Annotated in this window: 1 protein-coding gene; it reads left to right on the forward strand. The window is 60.9% G+C overall.

Going from position 1 to position 271, the window contains the following annotated elements; genetic code table 11:
• Nucleotides 1-271 (forward strand): hypothetical protein (locus tag FQ664_RS27555; RefSeq protein ID WP_218570428.1); only part of this gene is annotated, 271 nt, incomplete at both ends.

Consider the following 271-nt stretch of genomic DNA (forward strand, 5'->3'; position numbering starts at 1 on the left):
GAGAAAGGATGGGCGGCTTTAAAGTCACTTGAACACGATTACGAGGCGTACGTCTCCCGTGTTGCCGCCGGAGAGCCGGACCTCTTCGCCGCATACCCACTCTGGGTTGACCTCCAGTACGTGAAGAGCGAGATCGACTTTGTGACTACAGGGAGCGGGCAGCAGGCCAGCACCCCGGCGAGTTCCCGGAGATCTGCTGTCTCATCAGATCCGGTCGATGTGATGCCCCTCCCCCCGTCGACCATGTCGGTCCAGGAGGATGACCTCAGGC

It is taken from the genome of Pseudomonas persica (genome assembly GCF_900291015.1).
Lineage (GTDB): Bacteria > Pseudomonadota > Gammaproteobacteria > Pseudomonadales > Pseudomonadaceae > Aquipseudomonas.